We start from the raw sequence: 18,976 nt of genomic DNA on the forward strand, positions 1-18,976 counted from the left end.
TAAGGAATTCGCCTGTGGAAAAGTTCAAGGGCGCCCTGATGGTCGGGGTGCTGCGCCTGTTTGCCAAGCTGCCCTGGGGCGCTGTGCAGCGTGTCGGCGCCGGTATTGGCTGGCTGATGTGGAAAATCCCCAACAGTTCGCGCAACGTGGTACGGATCAACCTGGCCAAGTGCTTCCCGGAGATGGACCCGGTTGCCCGTGAGCAACTGGTGGGCCAGGCGCTGCGGGATATCGGTAAATCCTTTGTCGAAAGTGCCTGTGCCTGGATCTGGCCGCCACAACGCTCGCTGGAGCTGGTCAAGGAAGTGCATGGCCTGGAAGTGCTGGAGCAGGCTTTGGCCTCAGGTAAAGGGGTGGTCGGCATCACCAGCCACCTGGGCAACTGGGAAGTGTTGAACCACTTCTACTGCAACCAGTGCAAACCGATCATCTTCTACCGCCCGCCGAAGTTGAAGGCGGTGGATGACCTGCTGCGCGAGCAGCGCGTGCAGATGGGCAATCGCGTGGCGCCGTCGACCAAGGAAGGCATCCTCAGCGTGATCAAGGAAGTGCGCCGTGGTGGCCAGGTGGGTATTCCTGCCGACCCGGAGCCGGCGGAATCGGCGGGCGTGTTCGTACCGTTCCTCGGCACCCAGGCGCTGACCAGCAAGTTCGTGCCGAACATGCTGGCCGGTGGCAAGGCGGTAGGTGTATTCCTGCATGCGCTGCGGTTGCCGGATGGCTCGGGCTTCAAGGTGTTCCTGGAGGCGGCGCCAGAGGAGATGTACAGCACCGACGTGAATGTGTCGGCGGCGGCGATGAGCAAGGTGGTCGAGCGCTATGTGCGCGAGTACCCCAGCCAGTACATGTGGAGCATGAAGCGCTTCAAGAAGCGCCCGGCTGGCGAGCCGCGCTGGTATTAAGCCATTCACCGTCCTCTGTAGGAACGGGTTTACCCGCGAATGCGGTGTTGGTTTTTCCGACGCATTCGCGGGTAAACCCGCTCCTACAGGGGCCGCGTCAACCCGCTGCTCTGTTGAGCTTCTTCAGGAATACGGTCATTTCTTTTTCGGCCTGCTTGTCACCATGGGCCTGCGCCGCCACGATCCCGTCTTCCCACGCCTTGCGCGCCGCCGCCAGGTCGCCCTGCAACTGATAGGCCTTGCCCAGCAGCTTCCACGCTGCCGAGTATTTCGGATCCTGCTCTACACAGCGCGCCAGGTGCACCGCTGCTTCAGCGCCGTTGCCTTCATCCAGCCAGGCCTTGCCCAGGCCAAACCTCAACAGCGGGTTATCCACACCTTTGGCCAGCATCTTCTCCAGCGATTCGCGCATGCTCTTTTCTCCTAGAAGAAACTCAAGCCGACGTGGAACAGCTTCTCCACATCGCGAATATGCTTTTTATCCACAACGAAGAGGATCACATGGTCCCCTGATTCGATCATGGTGTCGTCATGGGCAATCATCACTTCTTCGTCACGGATGATCGCACCAATAGTGGTGCCCGGTGGCAGCGTGATGTCCTCGATTGCCTTGCCGACCACCTTGCTCGACTTCGAGTCCCCGTGTGCCACCGCCTCGATAGCCTCGGCTGCACCACGGCGCAGCGAGTGCACACTGACGATGTCGCCACGACGGACGTGCGCCAGCAGTGTGCCGATGGTGGCGAGCTGCGGGCTGATGGCAATGTCGATATCGCCACCCTGTACCAGGTCGACATAAGCCGGGTTGTTGATGATGGTCATCACCTTGCCTGCGCCCAGGCGCTTGGCCAGCAAGGACGACATGATGTTGGCTTCGTCATCGTTGGTCAGGGCCAGGAAAATATCGGCGTCGGCGATGTTCTCTTCGAGCATCAGGTCTTTGTCCGAGGCGCTGCCCTGCAGCACCACAGTGCTTTCCAGGGTATCGGAGAGGTGCCGGCAACGCGCCGGGCTCATCTCGATGATCTTCACCTGATATCGGCTTTCGATGGCTTCCGCCAGGCGCTCGCCGATCTGCCCGCCGCCCGCGATGACAATGCGTTTATTGGTCTCGTCGATGCGGCGCAGTTCGCCCATCACCGCACGGATATCCTTCTTCGCGGCAATGAAGAACACCTCGTCGTCGGCTTCGATCACCGTGTCGCCACGCGGGGTGATCGGCCGGTCGCGACGGAAGATGGCTGCCACGCGGGTGTCGACGTTGGGCATATGCGCACGGATCTGGCGCAATTGCTGGCCGACCAGCGGGCCGCCATAGTAGGCCTTCACTGCCACGAGCTGGGCCTTGCCCTCGGCGAAGTCAATCACCTGCAGCGAGCCTGGGTGTTCGATCAGGCGCTTGATGTAATTGGTCACCACCTGCTCGGGGCTGATCAGAACGTCGACCGGGATATGGTCGTTGTCGAACAGCTCTTCGCGGGTCAGGTAGGACGATTCGCGCACCCGTGCAATCTTGGTCGGGGTATGGAACAGCGAATAGGCCACCTGGCAGGCAACCATGTTGGTCTCGTCACTGTTGGTTACCGCCACCAGCATGTCGGCGTCGTCGGCACCGGCCTGACGCAGCACCGTCGGCAGTGAGCCGCGGCCCTGGACGGTGCGGATGTCCAGGCGGTCGCCGAGGTCGCGCAGGCGGTCGCCGTCGGTGTCGACCACGGTAATGTCGTTGGCTTCGCTGGCCAGGTGTTCAGCCAGCGTACCGCCTACCTGCCCTGCGCCGAGGATGATGATCTTCATGCGCTACTCCCTATCCTTTGTTCTTATCCGCGCGAGGCGGCGATCTTGATCAGCTTGGCATAGTAGAAACCGTCGTGACCGCCTTCCTGGGCCAGCAGCTGACGGCCGTGGGGCTGGCGCAGGCCGGCTTCGGTCGCCAGGTCCAGCTCACGGGCGCCCGGGGTGCGGGCGAGGAAGGCTTTGATCACTTCAGTGTTTTCGGTCGGCAAGCTGGAGCAGGTGGCGTATAGCAGCATGCCGCCCACTTCCAAGGTCGGCCACAGGGCATCGAGCAGCTCGCCTTGCAGCGTGGCCAAAGCCGGGATGTCGTCGGCTTGGCGGGTCAGCTTGATGTCCGGGTGGCGGCGAATCACGCCGGTGGCCGAGCACGGCGCGTCGAGCAGAATGCGCTGGAATGGCTTGCCGTCCCACCAACTGGCAGTGTCGCGGGCATCGCAGGCGATCAGCTCGGCGTCCAGCTGCAGGCGGTCGAGGTTTTCTCGCACGCGGGTCAGCCGCTTGGCTTCGAGATCGATGGCCACCATGTGCGCCAGGCCAGCCTCGGCCTCCAGCAGGTGGCAGGTTTTGCCGCCCGGTGCGCAGCAAGCATCGAGCACGCGTTGACCGGGGGCCAGTTCCAGCAGGTCGGCAGATAGCTGCGCAGCTTCGTCCTGCACGCTCACCCAGCCTTCGGCGAAGCCTGGCAGGCCGCGCACGTCGCAGGCTTCGGCCAGCACGATGCCATCCCGGCTGTACTGGCATGCGCTGGCGCCGATGCCGGCTTCGGCCAGCAGTGCCAGGTAGGCATCGCGGCTATGGTGACGGCGGTTGACCCGCAGAATCATCGGAGGGTGGGCATTGTTGGCGGCGCAGATGGCCTCCCACTGCTCTGGCCAGAAGGCTTTCAGCGCCTTCTGCAGCCAGCGCGGGTGCGCGGTACGCACCACCGGGTCGCGCTCCATGCCGGCGAGCAGCTCCTCGCCTTCGCGCTGGGCACGGCGCAGCACGGCATTGAGCAGGCCCTTGGCCCACGGCTTCTTCAGTTTGTCGGCACAGCCCACGGTCTCGCCGATGGCGGCATGGGCCGGAATGCGCGTGTAGAACAGCTGGTACAGGCCGACCAGCAGCAGCGCCTGAACATCGGCATCGGCTGCCTTGAAGGGCTTTTGCAGCAGCTGTGCGGCCAGCAGGTCGAGGCGTGGCTGCCAGCGTGCGGTACCGAACGCCAGGTCCTGGGTCAGGCCGCGGTCGCGTTCATCTACCTTGTCCAGTTGCGCCGGCAGCGAGCTGTTCAGCGAAGCCTTGCCGCTGAGCACAGCGGCCAGCGCACGGGCGGCGGCGAGGCGTGGGTTCATTGGCCCAGCACCTTGCCGGCGGCGAACTTCTCGCGGCGGCTGTTGAACAGGTCACTGAAGCTCAATGCCTTGCCGCCAGGCAGTTGCAGGCGGGTCAGGCTCAGGGCTTGGTCACCGCACGCAACTACGAGGCCGTCCTTGCTGGCGGAAAGTATCTCGCCTGGGGCGCCTTGGCCTGTGGACAGGTTGGCGGCCAGCACCTTGACGCTTTCACCATCCAGAGTGCTGTGACACACCGGCCATGGGTTGAAGGCGCGGATCAGGCGTTCCAGCTCGACAGCCGGGCGGGTCCAGTCGATACGCGCTTCGTCCTTGTTCAGTTTGTGCGCGTAGGTGGCCAGGGCATCGTCCTGTATTTCGCCTTGCAGCGAACCGTCAGCCAGGCCGGCGATGGCCTGAACCACTGCGGGCGGGCCCATTTCGGCCAGGCGATCGTGCAAGGTGCCGCCGGTGTCCTCGGCGCTGATCGGGGTGACTACCTTGAGCAGCATCGGGCCGGTGTCCAGGCCGGCCTCCATGCGCATCACGGTCACGCCGCTTTCGGCGTCGCCAGCTTCCACGGCACGCTGGATCGGCGCGGCACCGCGCCAGCGTGGCAGCAGGGAAGCGTGGCTGTTGATGCAACCCAGGCGCGGGATATCCAGCACCACCTGCGGCAGGATCAGGCCGTAGGCGACCACTACCATCAGGTCTGGTTTCAGCGCGGCCAGTTCGGCCTGCGCATCGGCATTGCGCAGGGTCTGCGGCTGGAACACCGGGATGTCATGGGCCACGGCCAGTGCCTTGACCGCACTTGGCATCAGCTTCTGGCCACGGCCGGCCGGGCGGTCGGGCTGGGTGTAGACGGCCACGATCTCGTAGGGGCTGTCGAGCAGGGCCTTGAGGTGTTCGGCGGCAAACTCTGGAGTGCCTGCAAAGACGATGCGCATGGAGTTCTCGCTTCAAAAAAGAAAAAGGCTTGCCGGAGCAAGCCTTCAGGAAGGTGGGGATCAGGCTTGCTGGCGATGCTGCTTTTCCAGCTTCTTCTTGATCCGGTCGCGCTTGAGCTGCGACAGGTAGTCGACGAACAGCTTGCCGTTGAGGTGATCGAATTCGTGCTGTACGCACACCGCCAGCAGGCCTTCGCATTCCAGTTCGAAAGGCTTGCCGTCGCGGTCCTGGGCCTTGACCCGGACACGCAGCGGACGGTCGACGTTCTCGTAGAAGCCCGGTACCGAAAGGCAGCCCTCCTGGTACTGGCCCATGTCATGGGTGAGCTCTTCGACCGACGGGTTGATGAAGACGCGCGGTTCGCTGCGGTCTTCGCTGAGGTCCATGACCACAACCTGCTTGTGCACGTTCACCTGGGTAGCGGCCAGGCCGATGCCAGGGGCTTCGTACATGGTTTCAAACATGTCGTCGATCAGCTGACGCAGGGCGTCGTCGAACTCCGTCACCGGTTTGGCGAGGGTGCGCAGGCGCGGGTCCGGGAATTCGAGAATGTTCAAGATGGCCATAAGGTCAGGCAGTCACTGTGCGTTCGGTTGAAAACTGAGCACACATAATAAAGGGAAACGGGGATTTCGGCACCTGGCAAGCTCGTCTAGGGTGACTATGGGCTTGATAGCCCCCAATCAATGGACAGCTTTTCAAAGTGTTACTCACAGAGTTATCCACAGGTTGTGCCACGTAGATGGCCCTGTTTCGATCAAGGACGATCCCCATGCCCAGTTACCATTCGTCGCTCTGCCCGCCTGCTGAACTGGAGGCCCGATTACGCCTGCATCGCTTGCCCGAGACAGGATTGCGACGTTTTCGCACCTTGCTGGATGCGTTCGGCAGCGCCTCTAGTGCGCTTAGCGCTCCCGGTTCGGCCTGGCGAGCGTTGGGCATCCCCCAAGCCACCATCGATGCCCGGCGCAATGCCGAGGTACGCGAGGGCGCGCTCGCCGCAATGGCCTGGTTAGAGCGCCCTGGCCAGCATTTGCTGATGTGGGACGGTCCAGGCTACCCAGCTTTGCTGGCAGAAATCGACGATGCCCCGCCGCTGCTTTTCGTCGCTGGCGAACCAGCCTTGCTCGATCGTCCTCAGCTGGCCATCGTGGGCAGCAGACGTGCCACACCCCCGGCGCTCGACACCGCCCGGGCATTTTCCCGCTACCTCGCGCAGGCTGGTTTCACCATTACCAGCGGGCTGGCGGTAGGTGTCGACGGTGCCGCTCATCGGGCCGCGTTGCAGGCTGGCGGCGGCACGATTGCCGTGCTCGGTACGGGCTTGCAAAAACTTTATCCACAGCGCCATCGGGACCTTGCGCAGGCGATGATCGACAACGGCAGTGCGCTGGTTTCCGAGTATCCCCTGGATGCCGGGCCGCTGCCTGGCAACTTCCCCCGGCGCAACCGCATCATCAGTGGGCTGTCGCTCGGTGTGCTGGTGGTCGAGGCAAGCCTCGCCAGCGGCTCGCTGATCACGGCGCGTCTGGCGGCGGAACAAGGCCGTGAGGTGTACGCCATTCCGGGCTCCATTCATCACCCGGGGGCCAAGGGCTGCCACCAGCTGATTCGTGATGGGGCGCTGCTGGTGGAAACTGTGGAGCAGATCCTGGAAAGCTTGCAGGGCTGGCAGAACCTGCCGCCTGCGGTTGTGGACAGGTTCGACCACCCCCTGCTCGCCCTGCTGCATGCCGCACCCCAGACCAGTGAAAGCCTGGCCCACTGCAGCGAGCAGCCGCTGGCCGACGTGCTGGCGCAGTTGACCGAGCTGGAGCTGGAAGGCCGTGTCAGCAATGAAGCCGGGCGTTGGTTTGCCCGCGCGGGCTAAGTACACTGCTCACATGCAAGGTATATAGGCGGAGAAACAGCAATGGTGAGCAGTTTTCGTGTGCAACAAGCCGCACGTGAGATCCGGGCAGGCGCAGTGATCGCCTACCCGACGGAAGCGGTCTGGGGCCTGGGCTGCGACCCATGGAACGAGGACGCGGTGTATCGCCTGCTGGCGCTGAAGTCGCGTCCTGTGGATAAAGGGCTGATTCTGATCGCTGACAACATCCGCCAGTTCGACTTCCTGTTCGAGGACTTCCCCGAGGACTGGATCGACCGCATGAGCAGCACCTGGCCGGGGCCGAACACCTGGCTGGTGCCGCATCAGGACCTGTTGCCCGAGTGGGTGACCGGGCAGCATGACACGGTGGCGCTGCGGGTCAGTGATCACCCGGTGGTGCGTGAACTGTGCGCACTGGTGGGGCCGCTGATTTCCACCTCGTGCAACCCCGGCGGGCGCCCGGCGGCGAAGACCCGCTTGCGGGTTGAGCAGTACTTCCATGGCCAGTTGGACCTGGTGCTTGGCGGGGCGCTGGGCGGGCGGAAGAACCCGAGTGTGATTCGCGACCTGGCAACCGGCGAAGTCGTTCGCCCGGGTTGATACCAATCCACAGGCCTGGCTCGGGACTCGGGCCCCTGTGGGAGCGGGCGCGCCCGCGAAGAATACAACTCGGTGCCTGGCACGGGCTTCGCCCGTGTTCGCGGGCATGCCCGCTCCCACGAGGTTAGGGCCAATTCACCGCAGATTTTTCTGATTATGTCTCGAATGGCTGTCCGGTACTGAGTTTGGGAAATTTCTTATTCCCTGCGTCCCCAGTCTTCACCTTCCCTGCATAAACCCCAGCCTCTAGCTTGCTAGCCATGCGTCGCACGTGCGGCGCTCGATCTTTGACGCTAGCAAGAACCGTCGCCAATCGGCGGGAGTACTGGGGAACATGCCGCTATTCGAAAATGCCGAGTACCTGATAAGGGCGAATCTTGAGCAGCTTGCGTCCAACCACCGGGTCAGGGCGGTGGAAATTGGTAGGTTCACCGCTGATCAGTTTGACGCGATCAATAGGCAGAAGGACGGGCAGGATTTGCCACAGCTTGAGGACCCAGGCATCGTTTTCATCGGTAGCCATGCCTACAGAAGCCGGGTAGTACGAGATGGTTACACCATCGATGACATGATTCTGCAGATCAAGGCAGCACTGGCTGCGACGTCGATCTGGAAGAGTGCCACGCACATGACTGCCCTTCGCAGCACGTTTGGTCGCGATGATGGCTATGGTAACGAGGTCTTCGATGAGGCGATTTTTGAGCTGACGGCCCGCAAGCCCAAGGCAGAGCTCTATTCCATCATCCCGAAAGGGGATAGAAACAAGCCAAAAAATAAAGGCCGCTTAAGCGGCCTAAATGGCGGGGATGCACTCGCCCGGATAACTTGAAACTCAACCGGCGCACCAGCACATCCTCAAGCAGAAAGGCTACGCTTCCGAATCTGTACGGTCAAGCCGGGATCTTTTTCTGGCGTGCTATACATCGGCCTCCTGTGGCTTTCTGCGTGATCAGGGTTTTCTGATTTTTGCCAAAATGTCTGTCCAGCTGGGCACTTCGGAAATATCCTACGACCCGCGTCTCCTTCCATCACCTTCTAAGTGGGAACCTCTGCCTCTAGGCTCTATCCGTCGCCGAATAACTTGGCGATCGGGTGTGGTAGCCCGGATGCATTTTTTCCATGACAGTCTATGGTGGCTGTGCGTGGGAGGCTTTCGAGCCTGCCTGGATTGGAAAATGCCCGGGTCTACCACCTCGCGTACAGTCGCCACCCATTCACGTGGTAGTGAGGGTTCGCGGCCTTGAGGAGCATTTTCCAATGATGAAGAAAATAGTCCCCGATCCACCTCTCCCATGCACCTCCACCCGCCCCTTCGGCCGCTGCGATGCCGGCCACGATCCACTCTTCACCGTCAACCCAAACATTTCTGCCGAGGACGCTCTGGTCCACGTAGCCCTATACCTGCGCAGCGCTTACGAAACCGGCTACAAAGCTTTGGACTACATGCGTGAAGAAGGCCGTGGCATGTTCTGGTCGAACCTGCATGCGATTGAGATGGCAGAGGGTGTGATCGAGGCGATACTCGATGGCATCGAGTCGACGCCATCGCCGTCACGCCCAGCCTCCAAGGCATAGCGCTGCTATCGAGGCCGACTCAGTACCTGTGGGAGCGGGCGTGCCCGCGAACACCGGCAAAGCCGGTGCCATCCATCGCGGTGGCTTCTTCGCGGGTAAACCCGCTCCTACAGGGAATGTGTGTGGCTCAGGGAATCAGTACGGTCGACCCCACAGTCCTGCGCGCCGACAACTCCGCCTGCGCCTTGGCCGCCTCACTCAGCGGATACCGCTGCTGGATATCCACAGCCAGCTTGCCACTGGCAATCATCGCAAACAGGTCATCGGCCATGGCCTGGGTGTTCTCGGCATTGTTGGCATAGGTGGCCAAGGTCGGCCGGGTGACATACAGCGAGCCCTTCTGCGCCAGAATCCCCAGGTTCACCCCGCTCACCGCACCGGAAGCGTTGCCAAAGCTCACCATCAACCCGCGTGGCTGCAGGCAGTCCAGCGAGGTCAGCCAGGTGTCGGCACCGACGCCGTCATACACCACCGGGCATTTCTTGCCGTCGGTCAGCTCCAGTACGCGCTTGGCCACATCTTCACGGCTGTAGTCGATGGTCGCCCAAGCCCCCAGCGCCTTGGCCCGTTCGGCCTTCTCGGCAGAGCTCACGGTGCCGATCAGCTTGGCGCCCAGGGCCTTGGCCCATTGGCAGGCCAGCGACCCTACACCACCGGCTGCGGCATGGAACAGGATCACATCACCCGCCTTCACCTCATAGGTCTGCTTCAGCAGGTACTGTACGGTCATACCCTTGAGCATCACCGCTGCCGCCTGCTCGAAGCTGATGTTGTCGGGCAGCTTGACCAGGTTGGCTTCCGGTAGCGTATGCACCTCGCTGTAGGCGCCCAGCGGGCCGCCGGCATGTGCCACACGGTCTCCTACCTTCAGCCGGGACACGCCTTCGCCCACGGCCTCTACTACACCTGCCGCTTCGGTACCCAGGCCAGAAGGCAGGGACGGCGGCGCATACAGCCCGCTTCGGAAGTAGGTATCGATGAAGTTCAGGCCGATCGCATGGTTACGCACACGCACCTGCTGTGGCCCGGGCGGGGTGGGTTCGAATTCCACAAACTGCAGCACTTCCGGGCCGCCATGCTGGCTGAACTGGATACGCTTGGCCATCTCGCACTCCTGTAGTCGGGATCGGGAAAGGCCTTCTATCGGACGCCTTTGCTTGGTCGTCGTCAACTGCGGCGCGCGCGCTGGCGGTGGTATGCTACGCGGCGAATTCTTCCCTGCCCGTTCCTGGTGACCCGATGACTAGCCGCACCGAGGCCGTGAAAGCCTACCTGCTCGACCTGCAAGACCGCATTTGCTCTGCCCTCGAAACAGAAGACGGCGGTGCCCGCTTCGTCGAGGACGCCTGGGTGCGCGAAGCCGGTGGCGGGGGCCGCACGCGGGTTATCGGTGATGGCAACGTGATCGAAAAAGGCGGGGTCAACTTCTCCCATGTGTTTGGTAGCGGCCTGCCGCCGTCGGCCAGTGCCCACCGCCCCGAACTGGCAGGCCGTGGCTTCGAAGCCTTGGGCGTGTCGCTGGTGATACACCCGCACAACCCGCATGTGCCCACTTCCCACGCCAACGTTCGCTTCTTCATCGCCGAAAAGGAAGGTGAAGAGGCTGTATGGTGGTTCGGCGGCGGCTTTGACCTGACGCCATACTATGGCAACGAAGAAGACTGCGTTCACTGGCACCGAGTGGCCGAGCAGGCCTGCGCGCCGTTTGGCGCCGATGTGTACCCACGCTACAAGGCCTGGTGCGACCGCTACTTCCACCTCAAGCACCGTGGTGAGCCACGTGGTATCGGCGGCTTGTTCTTCGATGACCTGAACGAGTGGGACTTCGACACGTGCTTCGCCTTCATCCGCGCCATCGGCGATGCCTACATCAACGCCTACCTGCCGATCGTCCAGCGCCGCAAAGACACGCCCTACACCCCGCAACAGCGCGAGTTCCAGGAATACCGCCGCGGCCGCTACGTGGAGTTCAATCTGGTCTACGACCGTGGCACCCTGTTCGGCCTGCAATCCGGTGGCCGTACCGAGTCCATCCTCATGTCGCTGCCGCCTCAGGTGCGCTGGGGCTACGACTGGAAGGCTGCACCCGGCAGCGAAGAAGCGCGCCTGACCGAGTATTTCCTGCAGGACCGCGACTGGCTCGGCCAGTAAGCCTGTGGATAACCAAGGAGCCGTCATGGACCAGTACGTCGTTTTTGGTAACCCCATCGGCCACAGCAAGTCGCCGCTGATCCACCGCCTGTTCGCCGAGCAGACCGGTCAGGACCTGGAATATGCCACGCTGCTGGCGCCACTGGACGAGTTCAGCGACTGCGCGCGCGGCTTCTTCAAGCAAGGCAGTGGCGGTAATGTCACCGTGCCGTTCAAGGAAGAGGCCTACCGCCTGTGCGACAGCCTGACCCCGCGTGCCCAGCGCGCTGGCGCAGTGAACACGCTGAGCAAGCTGGCTGATGGCACCCTGCAGGGCGACAACACCGACGGCGCTGGCCTGGTGCGCGACCTGACGGTGAATGCCGGGGTCGAGCTGGCTGGCAAGCGCATTCTCATCCTCGGTGCCGGTGGCGCTGTGCGCGGCGTGCTGGAGCCTATTCTGGCGCACAAGCCGCAGTCGCTGGTGATTGCCAACCGTACCGTGGAAAAGGCCGAGCAGCTGGCGCGCGAGTTCGATGAACTGGGGCCGGTGGTGGCCAGCGGGTTTGCCTGGTTGCAGGAGCCTGTGGATGTAATCATCAACGCCACCTCGGCGAGCCTGGCCGGGGAGTTGCCACCGATTGCCGACAGCCTGGTCGAGGCGGGTCGTACGGTTTGCTACGACATGATGTATGGCAAGGAGCCGACGCCGTTTTGCCAGTGGGCTACCAAGCTGGGGGCTGCCAAGGTACTGGATGGGTTGGGGATGCTGGCTGAGCAGGCAGCTGAAGCCTTCTTTATCTGGCGTGGCGTGAGGCCGGATACGGCGCCGGTGTTGGCTGAACTGCGCCGGCAACTCGCTCGGGGCTGAGCTGGCCGGGGCCGCTTGGCGGCCCTATCGCGACGCAAGGCCGTTCCCACAAAGTACGTCGTACGCCGATCCTCTGTGGGAGCGGCCTTGCGTCGCGATGGGCTGCAAAGCAGCCCCAGAATCCCAACCTCATTCCTCAAACCGGATCGGGCACAACTCCACCCCTTCCAGCTTCTGCAACTCCTCGATCACCTGCGGCCTGGCCCGGTGCAAGGTCAAACTCCCCCCCAATCGCCGCAACCGCCGCGCCTCGCGGTGCAACATGTCCACACCCGAGTAATCGATGAAATTCACCTGCCGGGCATCGATCACTACATGCGGCCCTTGGCAGCGCTGCAAGCGCACTTGTAGGTAATGCGCCGCACCAAAGAAAATCGACCCACCTACCCGCAATACATCCGCGTCCCCTTCACGGCTTTGTTGGATCCGTGGTCGTGAGGTGCGCTTCAAATAGAAGAACAGCGAAGCCAGCACGCCGGCATAGATGGCCGTCTGCAGCTCCAGCAGCAATGTCGCTGCAGCCGTCAGCGCCATCACCAGAAACTCCGAGCGGCTGACCCGGAACAATGCACGGATCCCTCGGTGGTCCACCAACCCCCAGCAGATCAGCAGAATGCTGCCGGCCATGGCCGGTATCGGCAAGTGCGCGATCAGGCCGGCGCCGGTCACGGCGAACAACGCCACCCACAGCGCTGAAAACACCCCGGCCATCGGTGAACGGGCGCCCGCCTCGTAGCTCAGGCCCGAGCGGGTGAAGGAACCGGCAGACAGGTAACCAGAGAAAAATGCACCGGCAATATTCGACAGGCCCTGTGCGCGTATTTCCTGGTCCGGGTCGATCAGTTGTTCTGAACGTGCCGATAGCGAGCGGGCAATCGACAGGCTGGTGACCAACCCCAGCATGCCTACCGCAACGGCGCTGGGCAGCAGACGCAACATGAGCTCCACGTCCAGCAAAGGCAGCGGGCTGAAAGGCGGGAGTTGCCCGGTGAACGCTGCCACCCGCGGTACATGGCCAAAGAAGCCCGGCAGCAGCCAGGCCAGCAAGCTGACCAGGATCAGGCTTATCAACAGGCTCGGCCAGCGTGGGCGCCAGAGTTTGAAGGCCACACCGATCACGACGGTGGCCAGGCCCAGCAGCAAGGAAGGTAGGTCGACCTCGCCTGCGTGGCTGGCCAGGTCCTGCACGGTCATCAGCGCGGTGGCCTGGCTGGGCAGGGCCATGCCCAGCAGGTTGGGTAGCTGGCCCAAGGCAATGACGATGGCGGCACCCAGCGTGAAGCCGAGCACCACGGAATGGGAGACGAAGTTGACCAGCGCGCCGAAGCGCAATAGCCCGAGCAGCAGCTGGAAAATGCCGCCGAGGAAGGTCAGCAGCAACACCAGCGTGATGTAGTCAGCGCTGCCGGCCACGGCCAGCGGGCTGATGCTGGCGTAGAGCACGATGGAAATGGCAGCGGTCGGGCCGCAGATCAGGTACCAGGAAGAACCCCACAGGCAGGCGATCAGTACCGGCACGATGGCGGCGTAAAGCCCGTATTCGGCGGGCAGGCCGGCGATCAGGGCGTAGGCGATGGATTGCGGCAGGGCGAGGATGGCGCCGCTCAGGCCTACCAGCAGGTCCTGGCGCAGGCTGCGGCCCGATTGGCGGGGAAGCCAGGTGAGGAAGGGCAGCAGTAAAGAGAGGCGATGCATGGGTTATCCACAATCCTTAAGGGGTCGCCAAGCCCTGTGGGAGCGGGCATGCCCGCGAAAAAGCCAACGCGTTGCTTGGCACCGGCTTTGCCGGTGTTCGCGGGCGCGCCCGCTCCCACAGGGTTGGTGTGTTGCTTTGTGAGATTACAGTTTGGCTTTGACGGCCTCCAGGGCATCCCCATCGGCCTTGGTGGTAACTCCGGCCAACCACCCATCCAACCGTTCAGGATGCGCTTTCACCCAGGCCTTGGCCGCTTCATCGAAGCTGATCTTCTTGTCTACCACCTCGGCCATGATGCTGTTTTCCATGTCCAGTGTGAACTTGAGGTTACCCAGCAGCTTCGCGGCATTCGGGCAGGCTTGTGGATAACCCTTGCGCGTCAGCGTGTATACCTCGCCCTTGCTGCCGAACCACTTTTCCCCGCCGGTCAGGTAATGCATTTTCAGCTTCACGTTCATCGGGTGCGGGGTCCAGCCAAGGAAGGTGATGAATTGCTGCTTCTTCACCGCCCGGTCGACCTGGGCCAGCATCGCCTGCTCGCTGGACTCCACCAGCTTCCACTGGCCGAGGTTGAATTCATTCTTGTCGATGATTGCCTTGAGCGACAGGTTAGCCGGGGCGCCGGAGCCGATTCCGTACAGTTTTTTGTCGAACTGCCCGGCGTGTTTTTGCAGGTCAGCGAAGTCCTTCACCCCGGCATTCCACACATAGTCGGGCACTGCGAGGGTGAACTCGGTTCCCTCCAGGTTGCGCGACAGCTGCTGCACATCGCCATTGGCGATGAACTTGTCATGGAAGCCTTGCTGCGCCGGCATCCAGTTTCCGAGGAAGGCGTCGACCTGGCCGTCCTTGAGGCCGCCGTAGATGATCGGTACGGCCAGGCTGTCGATCTTCACCTGGTAACCCAGGCTTTCCAGTAACAGGCGTGCCACGGCATTGGTCGAGGCAATATCACTCCAGCCGGGGTCGGCCATTTTCACGGTACTGCATTGCGCATCGCTGTCTGCGGCGTGGGCCGTGGTGGCACTCAGGGCCAGGGCGAACACGGCGGCGGAGAACTTGTGCATGGCGGCCTCTCTTCTCAATCCAGGGGGGCGGGCTGTGGATAACGTGCCTTGCGTTCGAGGTCATCGAGATCGATGTGGTTGCGCATGTACTGTTGGCTGGCGTCCACCAGTGGTTGGTGATCCCAGCTTTTCAGCTTGCCGATGGCCAGCGCTTCAGCCACCAGGCGGCGGCGGCGCTGGCTGGCCAGCACCTGCTGGCGCAGGCTGGGGATGTCCCAGCGCTGTTGCGCTTCATCGACAAATGCCTGCAGCAGCACCTGGTGGTCCGGGCTGCCGGTGAGGTTCTCCCGCTCGTGCGGGTCGCGGCTCAGGTCATAGAGTAGGCATGGGTCGTCTTCGCTGTACACGAACTTGTAGGGCCCGCGGCGGATCATCATCAGCGGGCCGACGGTGCCTTCGGCCATATACTCGCCGATCACCTCGTCGTGACCGCCCTGCCCTTGCAGATGGCCCAGAAGTGAGCGGCCGTCCAGCTGCAGGTCTTTATCCACAGCGCCGCCAGCCAGTTCGACCAAGGTTGGCAACAGGTCGCAGGTCGACACCGAGGCAGTGACCCGGCCCGCCGCGAAGCGCTTCGGCGCGTGGATCAGCAGCGGCACCCGCGCCGACATTTCGAACCAGTGCATTTTGTACCAGAGGCCACGCTCGCCAAGCATGTCGCCGTGGTCGCCGGAAAACACGATCAGTGTGTCATCGGCCAGGTTGCATTCCTCCAGGGTCTGCAGCAATTGGCCGATGTTGTCATCGATATAGCTGCACGCGCCGAAGTAGGCGCGGCGGGCATCGCGAACCTTGTCCACAGGCAGTGGCTTGTTCCAAAGGTCGTAGACCTTCAGCAGGCGCTGTGAATGCGGGTCGAGTTCTGCCTGGCTGAACTCGGCACGGGGCATGGGGATATCCACACCTTCGTAGCGGTCCCAGTAGCGTTTGGCAATGGTGTAGGGGTCATGCGGGTGGGTCATCGAAACGGTCAGGCAAAATGGCCGGCCATCGTTTTCGCGCACATGGTCGTACAGGTACTGGCGCGCCTTGAACACCACCTCCTCGTCGAAATCCAGCTGATTGGTGCGCACGCACGGACCGGCCTGCAGCACCGAGGACATGTTGTGGTACCAGCTTGGACGCACATCGGGTTCGTCCCAGTTCACCGCCCAACCGTAGTCGGCCGGGTAGATGTCGCTGGTCAGGCGTTCTTCATAGCCGTGCAACTGGTCCGGGCCGCAGAAGTGCATCTTGCCCGACAGCGCGGTGCGGTAGCCCAGGCGACGCAGGTAATGGGCGTAGGTCGGCACATCGGCAGGGAAGTCGGCCGCGTTGTCGTAGGCGCCAATGCGGCTGGGCAACTGACCGCTGACCAGGGTGAAGCGTGATGGCGCGCACAGTGGGCTGTTGCAGTAGGCCGAGTCGAACACCACGGCTTGCTCGGCCAGACGGCCGAGGTGCGGCATCTTGATGGGCGAAGGGCCGTAGATCGGCAGCAAGGGCGCGGCCATCTGGTCGGCCATGATGAACAGGATATTCGGACGCGTCATGGTGGCTTCCATCGTTGAGGGTTATGCGAACCGCTTGCCTACCAAGATGCGACTGTGGATAACATGGGTAAAGCCCATGGCGGGCAATGACTGGGATTAGCCAAGCTTATGTTTGAGCACCTTGCCGGGTTGTCGCTGGATACCTTGCGCGTATTCGAGGCTGCTGCGCGCCTGCGTGGCTTTACCGCTGCGGCGCTGGAGTTGGGTACCACGCAGCCGGCAGTGAGCCAGCAGGTGAAGCGCCTGGAGGCACAGTTGGGCACGCGCCTGTTTGACCGCATTTACCGGGGCATCGAGCTGACCGAGGCTGGCCAGTTGCTGTTCGAACAGGTGCATCAGGGGCTGCAGTCCATGGATGACGGTATTGCCCAGGCCGGCGGGCGCGGCCAGCGCGAAGTGCTGCAGGTCGCCACCGACTTTGCCTTTGCGGCGTTCTGGCTGATGCCAAGGCTGCAGCGCTTTCATGAGGCTTATCCACAGGTGGATGTGAGCCTGGTGACGGGTGAGCGCAGCCAGGGCATGTTGCGCCCGGACATTGATGTGGCGGTGCTGTTTGGCGATGGACGCTTTCACCAAGGAGAAAGCCGCTGGCTATTCGATGAGGAAGTGTTCCCGGTGTGCAGCCCCCATCTGATTCATGGCAAAGCCTTGTCAGCTGTGGCTTTGCAACGATTGCCGCTGCTGCATTTGAAGGGCGAGCAGGCCAGCCGCTGGTTTGACTGGGCGGGGGTATTTCGTGGGTTTGGTGTGGAAAGCTCACCGCCGGCGGGGCAGCTGCGGTTTGATAACTATACCTTGCTGATTCAGGCAGCGATTGCCGGGCAAGGGGTGGCGATTGGCTGGGCGCACCTGGTGGACGGGTTGGTGGAGCAAGGGTTGCTGTGCCGGCCGCTGGAGGGGAGTTTGCGCTCGGAACGCGGCTATTACGCAGTTTTGCCACCGCGCAAGCGGCGGGGAGCGTTGATCGAGCGGTTCGTGGATTGGTTGGAGCAGGAGCGCAGCCTTTGAGATTTTGGGGCCGCTTTGCGGCCCATCGCGACACAAGGCCGCTCCCACAGTGGCACTGCGCACGCCGGCCCATGGGGGAGCGGCCTTGCGTCGCGATGGGCTGCGCAGCAGCCCCCGGCAATCTAGACCACGAAGTTCAGGTGCTCGCCCCGGTGCAAGTCCAGCTCCAGCATGTCCACCATCCCCGCTGCGATCCTGGACAAGCGCCGCAACGGCTCAGCCAGCCCAGGCTCCAGCGTGCCTTCGGTACTGCGAAAATGCTCCATGCCTAACCCGGCCAGTTCCTGCGGTGCATTGATCAGCGTCCAGTGCAAGGCACTGCGCTGCAACCCATCAACCACCTGGGCCACGCATTCCCGCTCCACCTCGCTGTACTTGCCCGGTTCATCCAGCACATCGAAATCGCCCACAAGCAGCAGCCGGCGTATAGTCGTACGCGCAAGCCCCGCCACCAGCGCCTCGCTCAAGCGTGCCTGCCCCGGCAGGTCACCCGGCGCCAGCGATGGTAACAGGGCGATCACCGCCGAGCCGCCCGCTGCGCCCTGCTCCGCCTGGTGGGCATCACCCAGCCCCCCTATCTTGAAGTGCAGGCCCGGGCGCGGCGAATGGCGGTTGAGGTCGTCGACCACGGCGATGACTTCGTGCTGGCGCGACAGCAGCTCGACCATCAGGGCATTGCCCAGGCTGCTTTCAGGCCCGAACAGGACCAGTTTGAACACTGGGGTTTCGGCGTTTTTCACTGCATCACTCCCGTTGCAGGTGGTGATGGTTGGACCGCAATCAGGAGTTATCGTGCAGAGGATCAAGGGTTACCACGCCCACGTTTATTACGACGCAGCCACCATGGAGCAGGCCCGCGAACTGTGCGAGGAGGCGGCGCGGCTGTTCCCCGTGACCATGGGGCGCATGCACCAGAAACCGGTTGGGCCGCATCCAGACTGGAGTTGCCAGCTGGCGTTCGGGCCGGAAGTGGTGGGGGTGGTTTTGCCTTGGTTGGCGCTGTACCGCAAGGGCCTGGTGGTATTCATGCATCCGGAAACCGGGGATGAACTGGCGGATCACCGGGATCATGCGATCTGGATGGGGGCCGTGCGGCCATTGAATCTATCGGTTTTTGGGGGCTAGGCGGGGGTTGCCTGTGCTGGCCTCTTCGCGGGTGAACCCGCTCTCATCAAACAAAATGCAACCCATTGTTTTCTAAGCACTCAGGCGGCCACCAGCTGATACCCCAGTTTCCGGGCTTTGCGAAGCAAAGCCCGGACCTGCCGGTCTTGGCTTCTGGTTTCGAACTCCTCAAGACCTTGTTCAACATAAGCCTGCTTCTTGGTTAACAGGTTGTACACCAGACGTGCCAACTGATGCGCAGTGGCCTTGATGGCGCAGCTGGTATCCATTCGAGTCAGTCTGGCTCGGTGTGATGCACCAATGAAACCCTTGTCGTTACGGGCATTGGATGCAGCCTGCTTGAGTGCTTGAGCTGCTCGATTGACTATTTTGGGCCCACCACCTGCCAGTCGATGACCGCCGGAAATTCGGGTAGGGGGAGCCAGTCCCAACCAAGAGCAGAAGTGCTGTGAGGACGGGAAGCGTGATAGATCTGTACCGATCTCCCCTGCCAGCACTAATGCAGTGTCCACCCCAATGGTTGGAATTGCGGTTAGGTC

20 protein-coding genes are annotated in these 18,976 nt (G+C 62.6%); 9 read left to right on the forward strand and 11 right to left on the reverse strand.

Annotated elements, in window-relative coordinates; all coding sequences use genetic code 11:
* The first annotated feature begins 14 nt into the window (after positions 1-14).
* Positions 15-902, forward strand: coding sequence for a lysophospholipid acyltransferase (locus ACF8O8_RS14550; protein ID WP_003253121.1), 888 nt, complete (start codon positions 15-17; stop codon positions 900-902).
* A gap of 97 nt (positions 903-999) precedes the next feature.
* Here the strand turns inward: ACF8O8_RS14550 and ACF8O8_RS14555 are convergent, their stop codons facing one another.
* Genes ACF8O8_RS14555 through def form a run of 5 tightly spaced genes read right to left on the reverse strand, consistent with a single transcriptional unit; the run spans position 1,000 to position 5,529 of the window.
* Complete coding sequence (locus ACF8O8_RS14555; RefSeq protein ID WP_003253119.1) at positions 1,000-1,314, reverse strand: tetratricopeptide repeat protein; 315 nt, start codon at positions 1,312-1,314, stop codon at positions 1,000-1,002.
* 11 nt (positions 1,315-1,325) lie between these two features.
* On the reverse strand, positions 1,326-2,699 hold the full coding sequence (gene trkA, locus ACF8O8_RS14560) for a Trk system potassium transporter TrkA (RefSeq protein WP_010951472.1): 1,374 nt from the start codon (positions 2,697-2,699) through the stop codon (positions 1,326-1,328).
* Between the two features lie 23 nt (positions 2,700-2,722).
* Positions 2,723-4,033, reverse strand: a complete 1,311-nt coding sequence (gene rsmB, locus ACF8O8_RS14565; RefSeq protein WP_003253115.1) for a 16S rRNA (cytosine(967)-C(5))-methyltransferase RsmB — start codon at positions 4,031-4,033, stop codon at positions 2,723-2,725.
* Positions 4,030-4,962 (reverse strand): methionyl-tRNA formyltransferase, encoded by a 933-nt coding sequence (fmt, locus tag ACF8O8_RS14570; protein WP_064492538.1) that lies wholly within the window; start codon positions 4,960-4,962, stop codon positions 4,030-4,032. The genes rsmB and fmt overlap by 4 nt, the downstream gene beginning before the upstream one ends.
* A 60-nt stretch (positions 4,963-5,022) precedes the next feature.
* Complete coding sequence (gene def / locus ACF8O8_RS14575; RefSeq protein WP_003253111.1) at positions 5,023-5,529, reverse strand: peptide deformylase; 507 nt, start codon at positions 5,527-5,529, stop codon at positions 5,023-5,025.
* 206 nt (positions 5,530-5,735) lie between these two features.
* Between def and dprA the strand changes: the two genes are divergently transcribed.
* The 4 genes from dprA to ACF8O8_RS14595 all read left to right on the forward strand — a co-directional run bounded on the left by dprA (position 5,736) and on the right by ACF8O8_RS14595 (position 9,008).
* On the forward strand, positions 5,736-6,833 hold the full coding sequence (gene dprA / locus ACF8O8_RS14580) for a DNA-processing protein DprA (protein WP_392509892.1): 1,098 nt from the start codon (positions 5,736-5,738) through the stop codon (positions 6,831-6,833).
* Between the two features lie 42 nt (positions 6,834-6,875).
* Positions 6,876-7,433, forward strand: coding sequence for an L-threonylcarbamoyladenylate synthase (locus tag ACF8O8_RS14585; RefSeq protein ID WP_010951476.1), 558 nt, complete (start codon positions 6,876-6,878; stop codon positions 7,431-7,433).
* Between the two features lie 334 nt (positions 7,434-7,767).
* Positions 7,768-8,262 (forward strand): hypothetical protein, encoded by a 495-nt coding sequence (locus tag ACF8O8_RS14590; protein WP_064492537.1) that lies wholly within the window; start codon positions 7,768-7,770, stop codon positions 8,260-8,262.
* A 428-nt stretch (positions 8,263-8,690) separates the two neighbouring features.
* Positions 8,691-9,008 carry a hypothetical protein gene (locus ACF8O8_RS14595; protein ID WP_049588432.1) on the forward strand — a complete coding sequence of 106 codons (318 nt, stop codon included), beginning with the start codon at positions 8,691-8,693 and terminating at the stop codon, positions 9,006-9,008.
* Between the two features lie 127 nt (positions 9,009-9,135).
* Here ACF8O8_RS14595 and ACF8O8_RS14600 read toward each other — a convergent pair whose 3' ends face one another.
* Positions 9,136-10,113 (reverse strand): NADPH:quinone reductase, encoded by a 978-nt coding sequence (locus ACF8O8_RS14600; protein WP_392509893.1) that lies wholly within the window; start codon positions 10,111-10,113, stop codon positions 9,136-9,138.
* Between the two features lie 134 nt (positions 10,114-10,247).
* Between ACF8O8_RS14600 and hemF the strand changes: the two genes are divergently transcribed.
* Both hemF and aroE read left to right on the forward strand, forming a co-directional pair.
* A complete protein-coding gene (gene hemF, locus ACF8O8_RS14605; protein WP_161773599.1) occupies positions 10,248-11,159 on the forward strand; it encodes an oxygen-dependent coproporphyrinogen oxidase in 912 nt (303 codons plus the stop codon).
* 25 nt (positions 11,160-11,184) lie between these two features.
* On the forward strand, positions 11,185-12,009 hold the full coding sequence (gene aroE / locus ACF8O8_RS14610) for a shikimate dehydrogenase (protein ID WP_274081530.1): 825 nt from the start codon (positions 11,185-11,187) through the stop codon (positions 12,007-12,009).
* A 129-nt stretch (positions 12,010-12,138) separates the two neighbouring features.
* Here aroE and ACF8O8_RS14615 read toward each other — a convergent pair whose 3' ends face one another.
* The 3 genes from ACF8O8_RS14615 to betC form a co-directional block, all read right to left on the reverse strand.
* Positions 12,139-13,704 carry a SulP family inorganic anion transporter gene (locus tag ACF8O8_RS14615; protein ID WP_020192351.1) on the reverse strand — a complete coding sequence of 522 codons (1,566 nt, stop codon included), beginning with the start codon at positions 13,702-13,704 and terminating at the stop codon, positions 12,139-12,141.
* A 144-nt stretch (positions 13,705-13,848) separates the two neighbouring features.
* Positions 13,849-14,772: a choline ABC transporter substrate-binding protein gene (choX, locus tag ACF8O8_RS14620; protein ID WP_049588430.1), complete on the reverse strand. Its 924-nt coding sequence runs from the start codon at positions 14,770-14,772 to the stop codon at positions 13,849-13,851.
* A 14-nt stretch (positions 14,773-14,786) separates the two neighbouring features.
* Positions 14,787-16,304, reverse strand: a complete 1,518-nt coding sequence (betC, locus tag ACF8O8_RS14625) for a choline-sulfatase (protein ID WP_129931864.1) — start codon at positions 16,302-16,304, stop codon at positions 14,787-14,789.
* Positions 16,305-16,412: 108 nt separating this feature from the next.
* Between betC and ACF8O8_RS14630 the strand changes: the two genes are divergently transcribed.
* Positions 16,413-17,312 carry a choline sulfate utilization transcriptional regulator gene (locus tag ACF8O8_RS14630; RefSeq protein ID WP_392509894.1) on the forward strand — a complete coding sequence of 300 codons (900 nt, stop codon included), beginning with the start codon at positions 16,413-16,415 and terminating at the stop codon, positions 17,310-17,312.
* 122 nt (positions 17,313-17,434) lie between these two features.
* On the opposite strand, the gene ACF8O8_RS14635 is transcribed toward ACF8O8_RS14630, so the two are convergent.
* Positions 17,435-18,052: an NAD(P)-dependent oxidoreductase gene (locus ACF8O8_RS14635; protein WP_392509895.1), complete on the reverse strand. Its 618-nt coding sequence runs from the start codon at positions 18,050-18,052 to the stop codon at positions 17,435-17,437.
* Positions 18,053-18,104: 52 nt separating this feature from the next.
* On the opposite strand from ACF8O8_RS14635, the gene ACF8O8_RS14640 reads away from it, so the two are divergent.
* Entirely contained in the window at positions 18,105-18,437 is a 333-nt protein-coding gene (locus tag ACF8O8_RS14640) for a DOPA 4,5-dioxygenase family protein (protein WP_020189868.1), read from the forward strand.
* A gap of 80 nt (positions 18,438-18,517) precedes the next feature.
* Here ACF8O8_RS14640 and ACF8O8_RS14645 read toward each other — a convergent pair.
* The coding region (locus tag ACF8O8_RS14645) for a transposase (protein ID WP_392509896.1) at positions 18,518-18,976 on the reverse strand (459 nt) is incomplete at its 5' end.

The organism is Pseudomonas sp. TYF_14 (assembly GCF_043105275.1).
GTDB lineage: Bacteria > Pseudomonadota > Gammaproteobacteria > Pseudomonadales > Pseudomonadaceae > Aquipseudomonas > Aquipseudomonas alloputida.

Coding starts and splice junctions, on each gene's coding strand:
- ACF8O8_RS14615 (WP_020192351.1), bottom strand. CDS start 13,704: ATGCATCGCCTCTCTTTACTGCTGCCCTTCCTCACCTGGCTTCCCCGC.
- hemF (WP_161773599.1), top strand. CDS start 10,248: ATGACTAGCCGCACCGAGGCCGTGAAAGCCTACCTGCTCGACCTGCAA.
- aroE (WP_274081530.1), top strand. CDS start 11,185: ATGGACCAGTACGTCGTTTTTGGTAACCCCATCGGCCACAGCAAGTCG.
- trkA (WP_010951472.1), bottom strand. CDS start 2,699: ATGAAGATCATCATCCTCGGCGCAGGGCAGGTAGGCGGTACGCTGGCT.
- dprA (WP_392509892.1), top strand. CDS start 5,736: ATGCCCAGTTACCATTCGTCGCTCTGCCCGCCTGCTGAACTGGAGGCC.
- def (WP_003253111.1), bottom strand. CDS start 5,529: ATGGCCATCTTGAACATTCTCGAATTCCCGGACCCGCGCCTGCGCACC.
- ACF8O8_RS14590 (WP_064492537.1), top strand. CDS start 7,768: ATGCCGCTATTCGAAAATGCCGAGTACCTGATAAGGGCGAATCTTGAG.
- rsmB (WP_003253115.1), bottom strand. CDS start 4,033: ATGAACCCACGCCTCGCCGCCGCCCGTGCGCTGGCCGCTGTGCTCAGC.
- betC (WP_129931864.1), bottom strand. CDS start 16,304: ATGACGCGTCCGAATATCCTGTTCATCATGGCCGACCAGATGGCCGCG.
- fmt (WP_064492538.1), bottom strand. CDS start 4,962: ATGCGCATCGTCTTTGCAGGCACTCCAGAGTTTGCCGCCGAACACCTC.
- ACF8O8_RS14600 (WP_392509893.1), bottom strand. CDS start 10,113: ATGGCCAAGCGTATCCAGTTCAGCCAGCATGGCGGCCCGGAAGTGCTG.
- ACF8O8_RS14585 (WP_010951476.1), top strand. CDS start 6,876: ATGGTGAGCAGTTTTCGTGTGCAACAAGCCGCACGTGAGATCCGGGCA.
- ACF8O8_RS14555 (WP_003253119.1), bottom strand. CDS start 1,314: ATGCGCGAATCGCTGGAGAAGATGCTGGCCAAAGGTGTGGATAACCCG.
- ACF8O8_RS14630 (WP_392509894.1), top strand. CDS start 16,413: ATGTTTGAGCACCTTGCCGGGTTGTCGCTGGATACCTTGCGCGTATTC.
- choX (WP_049588430.1), bottom strand. CDS start 14,772: ATGCACAAGTTCTCCGCCGCCGTGTTCGCCCTGGCCCTGAGTGCCACC.
- ACF8O8_RS14595 (WP_049588432.1), top strand. CDS start 8,691: ATGATGAAGAAAATAGTCCCCGATCCACCTCTCCCATGCACCTCCACC.